Source organism: Pseudanabaena sp. PCC 7367 (assembly GCF_000317065.1).
In the GTDB taxonomy this organism is placed as follows: Bacteria; Cyanobacteriota; Cyanobacteriia; order Pseudanabaenales; family Pseudanabaenaceae; genus Thalassoporum; species Thalassoporum mexicanum.
In genome coordinates this window covers 816379-829309 of sequence record NC_019701.1, presented here as the reverse complement: position 1 = coordinate 829309, position 12931 = coordinate 816379, and the positions used below count along the sequence as shown (strand labels likewise).

The 12931-nt window shown below is 46.5% G+C and carries 8 protein-coding genes; 2 read left to right on the top strand and 6 right to left on the bottom strand.

Going from position 1 to position 12931, the window contains the following annotated elements; genetic code table 11:
* Positions 1–7 precede the first annotated feature (7 nt).
* From surE to PSE7367_RS03135, 6 genes are all read right to left on the bottom strand, one after another.
* A complete protein-coding gene (surE, locus tag PSE7367_RS03160; protein WP_015163914.1) occupies positions 8–805 on the bottom strand; it encodes a 5'/3'-nucleotidase SurE in 798 nt (265 codons plus the stop codon).
* A 219-nt stretch (positions 806–1024) separates the two neighbouring features.
* Positions 1025–1303, bottom strand: coding sequence for a YciI family protein (locus tag PSE7367_RS03155; protein ID WP_015163913.1), 279 nt, complete (start codon positions 1301–1303; stop codon positions 1025–1027).
* 73 nt (positions 1304–1376) lie between these two features.
* Positions 1377–3041, bottom strand: coding sequence for a protein kinase domain-containing protein (locus PSE7367_RS03150; RefSeq protein ID WP_051037851.1), 1665 nt, complete (start codon positions 3039–3041; stop codon positions 1377–1379).
* Positions 3042–3313: 272 nt separating this feature from the next.
* Complete coding sequence (locus PSE7367_RS03145) at positions 3314–4060, bottom strand: Ycf66 family protein (protein ID WP_225882683.1); 747 nt, start codon at positions 4058–4060, stop codon at positions 3314–3316.
* Positions 4061–4697: 637 nt separating this feature from the next.
* Complete coding sequence (gene psbX / locus PSE7367_RS03140; protein WP_015163910.1) at positions 4698–4820, bottom strand: photosystem II reaction center X protein; 123 nt, start codon at positions 4818–4820, stop codon at positions 4698–4700.
* Between the two features lie 102 nt (positions 4821–4922).
* Positions 4923–6113: a Coenzyme F420 hydrogenase/dehydrogenase, beta subunit C-terminal domain gene (locus PSE7367_RS03135; RefSeq protein ID WP_015163909.1), complete on the bottom strand. Its 1191-nt coding sequence runs from the start codon at positions 6111–6113 to the stop codon at positions 4923–4925.
* Between the two features lie 510 nt (positions 6114–6623).
* Here PSE7367_RS03135 and PSE7367_RS03130 point away from each other — a divergent pair.
* Positions 6624–8237 (top strand): Ppx/GppA phosphatase family protein, encoded by a 1614-nt coding sequence (locus tag PSE7367_RS03130; RefSeq protein ID WP_015163908.1) that lies wholly within the window; start codon positions 6624–6626, stop codon positions 8235–8237.
* A 1199-nt stretch (positions 8238–9436) separates the two neighbouring features.
* The gene (locus PSE7367_RS03125; protein WP_015163907.1) at positions 9437–12928 is read left to right on the top strand and encodes a response regulator; all 3492 of its coding nucleotides are present in this window, start codon (positions 9437–9439) and stop codon (positions 12926–12928) included.
* The last annotated feature ends 3 nt before the right edge of the window (positions 12929–12931 follow it).

Sequence of the window (12931 nt, the reverse complement as noted above, 5' to 3'; positions counted from 1 at the left end):
CTTCAATTTAAATAGTTAGCTTAAATCGATCGCCCTGGCCGATCGCTCCCTCTGCCCAGCCTCGCACCGGATTTATTTGAGCTTCCAGGGTGAGGTCATATTTGAGTGGCGTGATTGTGATGTAGTTATCGCGGATCGCTTGAATATCGCTATCCGGTGGGGCTTCCTCTTCAATTACCTCGCCAGACAGCCAGTAATAAATTTTGCCACGGGGATCGACGCGTTTTTCAAATACATCACGCCAACGGCGAATCCCCAATCGGGTTACCACTGCCCCACAAATGTCCTGGGCTGGAATTGCTGGCACATTTACATTTAATAGCACCGCTTCAGATAAGGGCTTCTTGGCGATCGCCGCCACTAGTTGCTTGGCAAAGGCCGCCGCCGCCCGAAAGTCAGTGGAAGAGAAGCTGGTTAGGCTCATGGCAATGCTGGGTAAGCGTTCTAGAACTCCTTCCATTGCTGCCGAAACCGTACCGGAATAGAGCACATCAGTGCCCAGATTGGAGCCGCGATTAATCCCCGAAATAACCAGGTCAGGGCGATCGCTAATCAGTGCATCCAGGGCTAACTTGACTGAATCAGCGGGAGTGCCAGAACAGGCCCAGGCCGTAATTGAATCCGAAAAAACGCCTTCGATCGGATCGACCCGCACCGGTTCCACCAACGTCAACGCATGACCAGTAGCCGATCGCTCTCGATCGGGGCAAACCACCGTAACTTCATGGTCATTGGCTAATGCTTCTGCCAGCGATCGCACACCAGGGGAATAAATACCATCATCATTGCTTACTAAAATTCTCATAAGGGCGATCGATTTGCCAGCTAATTAAACTCTTTTCTCAATCTAACTTGTTTTGAGTCTGGCTAAACTAGTTGATTTGATTCTGGGTGATCGATTTGCCTTAAGGTTCAATCGAATCTCAAATCCTACGCTAGCGCAGATTTTGGAGGCTACTTTTACAAAGATAGTAATTGTAGTTAGATTGCTCTTGCACAGGATCAAGATCTCGCCTAAAAACACTTAAGTAAGCAGATTGCCAGCTACCAAGCGCCATTCATGGAGTTGATACTTAACGCAGTGATTGGCGATCAATGGATCGGCCTGGACGATCGCCTGAGCTTCAGCCAGGTTAGCCGCCTCAAACAACAACATGCCACCACCAAGTTCAGCCCAATAGCCGCTGTGAGCCAGATTTCCCTGGGCATTTAGTTTTTTAATATATTCTAAATGCGCCGGCACATGGCGATCGAAGGTGGCCTTATCGACAATTCCGGTTTCGATTTTCACAAACCAGGGCATCTTTTATTAAATCCAAATCCCTTGCAATTAAATTCTCCAACTTTTCCAGTTAGATAAAAACTAAAACTAAAACTTAAAACAATCGCTTACTGCCATCAGGGCGAATTGTACTCCAGTTGGTCTTGGCGTAGGAGAGCTGTTCTTCAGAAACCTTGGCACCCTTTAAATTAGCACCACATAAATTGGCGCGGCGGAGGTTAGCTTGCTTTAAATAGGCACCAGTCAAATCAGCATTACTCAGGTTTGCACCGGTCAAATCGGCCTTGCTCAGGTAGGCAAATTGCAACTTGGATTCGCGTAGATCGGCGTTAACCAAAGAGGCACTACCAAGATCAGCTTTACTCAGAATCGCTCGCTGCATTTTGGCTCTGGTCAAGTTAGTGCCATTGAGTTTGGCATTTGACATAATCGAGCCCTGGAAGCTAGCCCCAGTTAGATCCGATTGACAGAAATCAGTTTCCATCAGTTTCGATCGACTCATCACAATCCCAGCTAAGTTCGCGCTGGCTAGTGAGGCTTTGGCCAGATCCTGGTTGGCAAAGTTGCGTTTACCTTGGCCATATTCAACAATTACCTTGCGTCCCCCTTTAAGCTCCTTACCACTACGACCAATGCCACCCCTGGTAGCGCCGCCACGGGTCAATTGCAGACCACTGGTGATATCATTGCCACTTAAACTACGACCGCTTAATGAGGCTTGAACTCTGGATTTGCGAGCAGCAGGGAATCCACCGGTAGGATTAGGGTTAGCCGCATCAACCCGCGAAATTCGATTTTGGGATGTTTGATAGGTATTGGGTTCGTCATCTAGAATCTGCGGCTTTGGCTGGGCACGGGATTCCATCGCCTGAAGGACTTCCTCGGCAGTGCGGAAGCGATGGGCAACCGAGGGCTGCAACATTTTGTCGAAAATAAAATTTAAATGCTCACTGAGCTGCACCTGCGATCGCCAGTTGATTTCGCCAGTGTAGGGGTCATGACCAAAATCCTTGGGCGATCGACCAGTTAATAAATAAAGGCAACACATTGCTGCTGCATATAAATCGCTAGAAAAAACCGGTCGCATGGCCATCTGTTCAGGTGGTGCAAATCCAGGCGTACCGATCGCAAAGTTGGTAAGCAAACCAGATGGATCGTCACCATCATTATCATTACCAGGAATTTTATTGACCTGGGTTGAAACCGCGCCAAAGTCAATTAAGACCAGTTGGCCATCCTGCTTGCGGCGAATAATATTAGCTGGCTTCACATCGCGGTGAATTACGCCATTTTGGTGAATAAAACCAAGTGCTGGTAATATTTCGGCGATAATCTTACGGATTTCAATCTCGTTAAATTTGCCCCTGCGTTCATATTCCTGTTTGAGGGTCTCACCTTCGATATATTCCTGAATTAGGTAAAAATTACTGGTTTCCTCAAAGTAGTCCAACAGGCGCGGAATTTGGGGATGATTACCAATTTTGCCAAGGGTGTATGCCTCCCGCTCAAATAACTCCCGTGCCATTTTTAAAATGCTGGGTGATTGGCTATTGGGACGAAGCTGTTTAATCACACAGGGTGGATATCCCGGCAAACCTTCATCAGCGGCTAAAAAAGTTGCCCCAAAACCACCCTTACCTAAAGGACGGTTGACAACGTAACGATTTCTGAGCCGTAACGGAAAACCACAAGATAGGCAGATTGTATCTCCTGCCATATTTTTGGGATTTGTGCAATTAGGGTTGACGCAATAGCTCACGATCGGCTCTGGTAGTGGATTTGTGCATCATACTGGAACATCACTAAGCATCTTTGTCCATAAAATGCTTAAACAGCCCGCCTTAGTATAGTTTAGCCTGCAATAACTGATTGTTATGCTTTCTCGACTGGAATGCGATCGCCAAAATCAAAATTTGGTTAACTTTAAGCCGATCGTCCCCACAATTTGCCACCTTGTCTAAAAAGATCATTTTAAATGATCGCTAATTGTAAAGTTAATTTTAAACTACTGATGAAGAGAAGCTTGAGCGCTTACCAATCATCTTGTTCGTCCCTAACGTAATTACTAGGATTTCTGGCTGGGGGTCTGCCAGAAGGCCGTCTCCGCCTTGGGGGTGGCGATTGGTTATTGATATTATTCATATCTTCATTGCCCGATGGCCTTGGTCGTCTACGTCTAGGTGTAACAGGTTTAATATCTTCTTCGTCAATATCGATCACCGAGTCCGAGCTTGGATTACTGCTGGGACTGCTACCCCGATAGCCACCACCTGCACTAGGGCTGCCGCTAGCTCGTCTGGGGCGGCGGGCTCTGCGACTTGGTTCTTGTCCCTCAATATCTCCCCTTAGCTCTGATGGTCTTTCATCTGGTCTTTCATCATAGGCGGGTTCAGCACCACGCATCCGGCGTGAACTGGGCGATCGCCTGGGCGAAAGTTCTCTGGTTGGGTCAATTTCCACGCGGTATTCAGGATATTCCGGTGGGCCAATTGGATCATCCATAATCGGATCCATCGGCGCACGACGAGCCTGATTAGACAGTGAGCTTCTCAGCGTTAGGGTTTCAACCACAAACCAGCCACCAAACCCCACGATTAAGACCTGAGCTAGCTGGGTGGTAATTTCCATCCGAAAATTAAACGCAAGCAGGATGATGCCATAGACCAGGGCGATCGCTGAGAAAAAGATGTCATGATCCCTGGCTAATTCTGGTCGAAAGCTGCGCACAAAGTAGAGTCCCACTCCACCCAGAGCGGCAACGATTGCCAGAAGGATCATAAGCGGATTACCGCCAATGTTTATCATGCTGCTAAAAGTCTCCCAATGACTTGCACCTAACCACTAACTGTCTAGATTAATTATGACTAGCTAATGCGGTTAGCTTAAAGGATCTAAACCACCGTCACGTTAATATCCTGGTTTATTTCAACTTTTCCCAATTTATTAAATATGCGATCACGATGGGCTCAGAACCAGCTTTGACCTAATCTACTCTAACCTAAAAAAAATGGCATCTGCATACATACTTATTAAATACTCAAAGGCATTTTTAAATACTCAAAGGCATTTAGCCAAGCAGCAAGCAACTACTGCTATCTTCTTGCCCAATTTTCAAAGTATGTAATTAGGTCATTTTTATTTTGCCAGTATTTTGCCGATATTTTGCCGATCTTTTAGTCGGGTTGGTCGGGCGATCGACTAATCGACTAGTGCCAGAACTGCGCCCAATCTGATCGATATTTAGCTCAACGATGTTTAACTCAGTGTTCAGTTAAATGCTTAGCTATGAATAGCAATGGAATAATAGGCTATGTAACAGATAAGTGCGATCAACGCCTAGTTAGTGACTAGCCCCAACTTAGGTGCTGAATAGTTACTAAAACTAAGCAAGCTAATTTTTTTAAGTCTATTAAGTTTAGCGATTGCGCACCACTTTGTCTTTTTGGCTGACATAGATCAAGGCGATCGTTAAGGGAATTACTACGATCGCACCGCCAAGAAGCAAGCTCCACAATAGATTAGCTAGAGATGGGGTCATGACTGTGTCTATTCCTCCGGATTATGTATTTATCTATATTTTTATATATTTAGGCTAATTCTAGCATTCAAAGTCACGACTCTCACGCCAGTTGAGGATCACTTACTTGGCAGGTAACTTATACCTAGCCACGATCCGCTTGGCAAACTCCGGTACATGCGCCGCCAACTTTTGGGGATAATTGCGCCTGGTATATAGATAATTGCGGATGAAGTGGGAATCGATCGAAAAGCGGCCATATTCCAAGCCCTTGGGGCCAATTTTATTCACCACAAAACTAATGATCCAGGCTAACCAGATTGGGATCGTGGTGGCATTATCATAGGCAGCGATCCCCTGTTGGACAGCAGCAGCGCGATCGCCACTGGCATCAACTGGCTGGGTTTTGAGCTGATCTTGAACCAGATCCAGCATTTCTTTGCCGGTGTCATTACGCACCACAATCCATTGCCAGCCAAACGGTGCGCCCATATAGCCCACCACCAGATCCGCCAGCGAGTTGACATAGTCAAAGCAACTCATGCAAGAGGGCGCAAATACATCCTTTAGTTCCTTGGTATTCAGGCCAAAGAAGGGCACCATCTCGATCGAGCCATCTTCGTGCTTGAAATGCACATTAAAGTCCTGCATAAATTCATAATGCACCACGGTTTCCGGCGATCGGCTGGTGGTGTTTAAAAACTTATCCAATCCCGCCCGACTGACATTGTCTACACAAGGCGTACCCAACACATAGAGTTTCTCTAAGCCTAGTTCTTTTTCCACTGTCCGCAATGCCTGGATCTGGCAACCCACGCCAATTACCAGTAACCGCTTGATCCCAGACTGTTCAATTTCTTCGAGCACCGACAAATTAGGCGAGAGGGTGGGCTTATTGACTCTGGCTGCCAAAACTTCTGCCGCAGTGCGAGCGATCACTGGCTTGGGCTGGAAGCGATCGTGGCTGGCAGACTGCACACAAACTACACCCTCGACTAGCTTGTGTTCGAGCATTTGGATCGCAATACTGCTAACAATGCCAGTCCATTGGGCTCCGGCGATCGGCTCTTTCTTTTGGGCGGCGATCATATCCTGATGCACACCAAAATACAGCTCGTTCTCGTTGTCCAGATCGCGCGATCGGCCGTGGGACTCAACCTCTAGCTCATCAATATGCTGGGTAATAAAGGCGCAAGCCTCTTTGACGTAGTGAATATAGTAGGTATCACAAAGGCCACATTCACTGCACAGGGCTTTGGCAGGGCGGCGGGTGGTGTTTTTGAGTGGCTTGGCTTTGTGATGGGCTAATGACATATAAAACTAATGGTTCTAATGGTTGAACAAGTTTCTCTAACTATTTTTCTATACAAGCCGCAATTTTGCTGGTCACTCCGGAAAATGTTTATATTTCGATAAGTTGTCTGACACAACCATTTGCGATCGCTATTTTGCTTTTAAAACAATAAGTCTATAATCCGCAACCGTTGCAAGATATTACCGATCCTTAACTTTTCTATAATGGGCGGCGGTGCAGAGCCTGACAGAGGTAACATTAACAACGGCAGATTAAAGTTATAGTTAAGCTGAATAAATATTAGTACAACTATCGAAATTGGCTAGTCATGGGTTTTGCTTAGCTACATAGTTCTTTGAGATTGCCTCACCAAATACTAATACTGTCTCCTGCTCAGCCTTAACTGCGCTGCGATTTGGGTGATTGAAATTTGGTGGGTAGGGTCTCCCCAGCTTGATTGATGATCGAGAACAACCCTACTTTGCCTGATTAGCTTGAGAAACGGATAAAGTGAACCAGCACATAAATTCATGATCGAAAAAAATAAAATCCTGGCTGCGATCGATGTGGGTACCAACTCCATCCACATGGTAATTGTTGAGGTGCAAGTTAATATCCCTAGCTTTCACGTTATTGCAAAAGAAAAAGCCACCGTACGATTGGGTGAGCGATGTGCACAAACGGGACGACTCAAGCCGGAAGCGATCAAGCGGGCGATGCGGGCTTTGGTAAATTGCCGGGAAATGTGCCTCAGCTTTGAAGTAGACGAAATTATTGCTACGGCTACCAGTGCGGTGCGTGAAGCTCCTAATGGTCAAGATTTTTTAGATAAGGTAGTCCAGGAGACTGGCATTGAAATCGAATTGATTTCTGGGCAAGAGGAAGCCCGTCGGATCTATCTAGGCGTAATTTCAGCTTTGGAATTAAATAATTCACCCCATGTAATTATTGATATTGGTGGTGGTTCAACGGAATTGATTTTAGGACAAGGCGGCGATCCTGAATATTTGAGTAGTACCAAGGTTGGTGCGGTGCGCTTAACGGATTTATTTATATCCAGTGATCCGATCGACAAGGAAGAATTTGGGCGATTGAAAGACTATATCCAGGGAATGCTAGAGCGACCCACCGATGATCTACGGCAGCGCCTTCGGCAGGAACGCATTACCATGATTGGCACCTCTGGCACGATCGAAACCTTGGCCGAAATGCACGCCGATGAAAATCTAGGTTCTGTGCCCAACCCGCTGCAGGGCTATGAGCTGAGCCTGAAGGATGTAGAGGCAATGGTAGAGCAACTGCGTAAATTAGACCTGGACGATCGCTCTGATTTGGTGGGTGAAAAACGCGGTGAAATTATTGTGGCCGGGGCGTTGATCTTGCAGCAGGCGATGCGATCGCTAGAGTCAAGCAGGTTAATAATCTGTGAGCGGGCATTACGCGATGGATTGATTGTCGATTGGATGATCAAACATGACCTAATTGAAGATCGGATGCGCTATCAGGGCTCAGTGCGCGATCGCTCCGTATTGAAACTAGCCCATAAGTATGGTGTGCAACCTGAGTATGGCAAGCAGGTGGCCAAACTAGCCTTGAGTTTATTTGACCAAACCCAGGGGGTGCTACACAATTGGGCTGGAAATGAACGGCAACTGCTCTGGGCTGCTGCCATGTTGCATAATTGCGGCCACCATATTAGCCACTCTGCCCACCACAAACATTCTTACTATCTGGTGCGTAATGGTGAATTGCTGGGCTACACAGAATCAGAGGTGGAAGCGATCGCCAACCTGTGTCGTTATCACCGCAAGAGTGAACCTAAGAAAAAACATGAAAACTATCGCCGCCTGACCAATCGCCGGATGCGGTTATTTGTGGATCAAATCAGCCCATTATTAAGGCTGGCAGTAGCGCTCGATCGCCGTCAGATCAGTGCGGTCGCCGAGGTTAATTTTAATTGCAGTCTCAAAAAGCAAACCTGCAACCTACAACTCATTCCCACCCAACCAGGCGATCCTTGCACCCTGGAGCTGTGGAGTCTGGAATATAAAAAGCAACCGTTTGAAAACTACTATGAAATGAATTTAACTGCCTCATTGGCGGAGCGAGAACCTGGCGAACCGTCTCTGCTTAGTTCTGGCTAGGTAGAATTGGTATTATTCAGGATAATCATAATCTATGATCAGGTAGTTTGGGCATGGGTTCACCAGGCTAAAAGTAATCGCTATGGGCGACAACCAATCGCTTGCGATCGATCGCTTAGTAATAAGCAAAGAACAATAATCAAAGAACTAAGTATAATTAAGGTAATTTGAACTATTTGCCAGTTATGAATTTATTTGCTAACTCAGCGCTCGATAACTGATAAATAGCTGGTGGCATGATTACCGCTTTGGGCTGGACTTAAGACATATTAATTAAAACATACTAGGTTGAGATGGAACCTAGATATCGGTTTGAACAAAAATCTTGCAAGGGCAGTGCGATCGGTATAGCTTTTAAAATAGACTTTCAATGGGGGTGAGTAGTTATTTCTAGGAGGAATTGCTGACTACTAATGCTATTGCTTAAATCAACTAGCTTGTAGAATTAATTATTAGTAAACTGTTGCTTAATTCATGGTTGCTTTGTGCAAATGGTAAGGGCTTGTTAACGAATTTTGGGCTTAAGCATGATCTAATCTAGATGATCTAATCTAATGGTCTACTATCTGCCCAGTAACGACGTTGCTTAGCTTGTTGCCAGTGGATGCTGATTTCGCTTTTTGCCTCATAATTAAATAATTAATGGAGACATTGCGATCGCTGCTTGAGACTGTGCCTTGCTAACTAGCTAATTCAACCGATCAATCAGCTGAGTCAATCAGCCAAATAGTAGACAGGGTTTGAACCATGGCGATCGGTATTTCATCTACTTGTTTTGGCCTAAAGGTTTTGGTCTAGAGGTTTTGGGGCTTAGTGCAAAGCTAGTAATTTAAAATTTTTGATCCGCCCATTAGATTTGTCCAATCCGGCCATTGGTAAGATCTAGTTATACCTGGCTATATAGCTATAAATACCAATTCTTGCGGTAATCTAGACTGAGGGGCAGGGCTTACTATATAGATCTAGTCCAGCTAAGCTAATTTTGCGGGTGAGACTTAATTTTGATTTCACTCCTGTTGCAGTGGCAAACTAAACAAGTAAGTTTAAACCTCAGCTTGGTGATTATTTTTAGTATTTAGGAATTAATTCAAGGCATTGGTTGTAATAATCGCAATACGCAATAGTTGATCAATGGCCTTTAGACAATGTAACTGTCAACAGTGAATGCGCGGCTTTTCCAGGGAATAGGTATTTAGCGAATGCAATCGCAGAATAACAAGAAGCTTAGAAATATTCATAAACCCAAGCTATTAGTTATCGACGATGAGCCCGATAACCTGGATTTGCTATATCGTACTTTTTATCGTGAGTTCAGGGTTTTGCGAGCCGAAAGTGGACCAGAAGCGATCGATTTGCTCGATCGTGAAGGTGAAGTGGCCGTAATTATCTCCGATCAGCGGATGCCCTTAATGAGCGGCACCGAACTGCTCAGTCAGATGGTAGTCAAATATCCCAATACAATGCGGATTATTCTGACTGGCTACACTGATGTGGAGGATTTGGTTGAGGCGATCAACTCCAGTAAGGTATTCAAGTATGTCACCAAGCCCTGGGACGAAGAAGAATTAAGAGGGGTAGTTAAGCAGGCCGTTGAGACCCATAAGGTACTCAAAGCGCATACCGAAGAGCTGCGACGCAACCTGCGCAAAGAAACAGTCCAAAATGCGATCGCCAATGCAATCAATAATACCCACGACTATCGCCAGATCCTGGCCACGATCGCCAGTACGGTAGGCACCAATCTAGAGGTGAGCTGTTGCCTGGTACATCCAGTCCAGGAGGGCAAAATCGGTGATGAATATTATGCTTACACTAATGCCCCAAACGATCCAAATGATCCAAATGATCCAGCATTTCCGGTTGACCAATTAGCCCAAACCGTGACCGCCACGCGAGAAATTATTAGCATCAGTAATATTAGTGATGTTAGCGAAGTATCTAATAACACCAATAGCGCTAATTGCACAAGTGGCAACAACGAGCAGGTGGTGAATCCTGAGACTCAAGCCACCTATGTCAGTTTAGGAATCCAATCCGCCCTGATCATGCCGCTGATTTTCCAGCAGGAGTTGATCGCAGTTTTATCGTTATATCAGTGCGATGATCTGCGCAATTGGGATGAAGATGACCTTGATCTGATGACCACTGTGTGTGATCAAATGGTGTTGGCTCTGTCCCAGGCTCGCTCCTATGAGCAGGTGCGTGAACTGGCTAAGCGCGAATCCTTAATTAATACAGTCACAACCGCGATCCGCTCTAGCCTTGACCCACAGGAAATATTTGCATCGATTACTGAACAGCTAGGAATTGTGCTGGATGTAGATGGTTGTGCCCTTTCGCTCTGGCATGAAGAAGATGAGTTTGTGCAGTGTGTTGGCCTTTATACAACCGACGATGACACGGTCAAAACCGATCGCCTGGTATTAGTCGAAAATGAGGGCAGGCAAGAACTAATTGAACAAAACGAGCCCCTTTCTTTGCCCCAGTCGATGGTACGCATTGATGGCAATCCGGTTTTACAACAACTAATTGAGACCAATCAACCGGTGGCGATCGATGATATTGCTAAGCGTTCTGAGGACAATTCCCACGGACTACCGTTGCGGGTACCCACCGCGCGATCGCTTTTGGTGGTGCCATTACTTGCCGATGGCAAAATCATTGGTAGCATTTCCCTGCGCCAGAGCCGATCACTACGCCGCTGGCAAAGCTCAGAAATTTCATTGGCACAAGCCGTTGCTTCCCAGGCCGCGATCGCCGTACAACAGGCCTATTTATTCCAAAAATCCCACCAACAAGCCCAAAAATTACTGGAACTGGATCGCCAAAAAACGGAGTTTTTCCAAAACATCTCCCACGAGTTCCGCACGCCCCTAACCCTGACGATCGGCCCGCTGGAATCAAGTGTCTCCCAGTCCCAACCCCTCACCTATGAGCAATCGGTGGTTGCCCTGCGTAATTGCCGTAAGCTACTGCGCCTGGTTAATCAACTGCTCGATTTACAGCGTTTGGATGCGGGCAGAATGCAGTCCAACTTTCGCCCCTGCGATCTAGTTGCCTTTGCCAGCCAAACCCTTGATTCTTTCCGCCCCTATTGTGAGAAAAAGAATATTCACCTGCTTACCCTATTTGAAGAATGCCCGGCGATCTATCTCGATCTCGAAAAATTCGATAAGGTGCTCTACAATCTGCTGTCCAATGCGATGAAATTCACCTCAAGTGGTGGCAGTATTACGGTTAGTGTTTTGTCGCGGGGCGATCATTGCTTACTCAAAGTAAAAGACACCGGCATTGGTATCCGTGAAGATCAGATCCCCCATCTATTTGAGCGATTCCGGCAGGCCGAGGGTTCAATTAGTCGTAATTTTGAAGGTTCTGGGCTGGGGTTGGCACTGGTCAAGGAATTAGCAGAGTTACATGGCGGCAAGGTAACGGTTCAGTCTGTCTATGGTGAAGGCACGACCTTCTCGATCTGGTTGCCGATCGGCAATGCCCATTTACCTGCCGATCAGGTGATCGATGTACCATCAGAACTGGAAGGTTCACGCGCCTTTATTGAACTGGCTGACATTGATATTGAGTTAGAGGAAGCAGAAGAAAACGAAGCGATCGAAGCTAATCCTGATCTGGTGGAAGCGGGTAAGGGATCGCTCGTGTTGATCGTAGATGACAATCGTGATATGCGCAGCTACATCGCCAGCATTCTTACCCAGGAAGGCTATCAAATCTGCACTGCCAACAATGGCGCAAATGGCTTTGAGGAGGTACGAAAATATCGCCCCAATTTGATCGTAACTGACCTGATGATGCCAAAAGTGTCTGGTTTAGATATGATTCGGATGATCCGCGAAGCCCCAGAATATGCAGGCACACCGGTGATTTTAGTTACGGCCAAGGCCGATGAAGAAACCAGGATCGAAGGGGTTGAAAAAGGGGCAGATGCCTATCTTTCCAAGCCCTTTAGCAAGCGTGAGCTCCTGGCCGAAGTGCATAATTTATTGGCTTTAAAAGAGAACGAACATAAAGTTGCTCAGCTCAATAAATACCTGACTGAATCGGTTTTGAAGCGATTCTTGCCACCCAGCATGGTCGAAAAGGCAGCCGCTGGCGATCTTTCCCTGGATCTACGCCCAGAACCACGCATGATTACGGTGTTGTTCAGTGATATTGTTGGCTTTACGGAAATTGCCAATACACTACGATCGCGGCGGGTAGCGGAATTGCTCAATCAGTATTTAGGGGAAATGACCAAAGCCATATTTGAGAATGGTGGCACCGTGGATAAATTTATGGGCGATGGGGTGTTGGCCTTGTTTGGTGCGCCGGAAGAGACTACCCCCAACGAGCAGATCCGGCGGGCAATTTCCACCGCCAGACAAATGAAGCGATCGCTCAATGCCCTAAACCAAACCTGGCGTGAGCAGGGCATTATGCCTGTGAAGTTCCGCTGTGGCATTCACCAGGGTACGGCGGTGGTTGGCGTGTTTGGCAGCGTGGAGCGATCTGATTACACGGCGATCGGCCCGACGGTTAATATTGCTTCCCGGATCCAGTCGGCGGCTGAACCTGATTGTATTCTGGTTTCTGCGGTGGTGGCTGATTACTTAGAAGAAGAAGAGATCGTCAAGCGTGGCCCATTGAAGCTAAAGGGAGTAGATGAAACCGTGTTGACGTTCTTTGTAAGGGATTAGCAT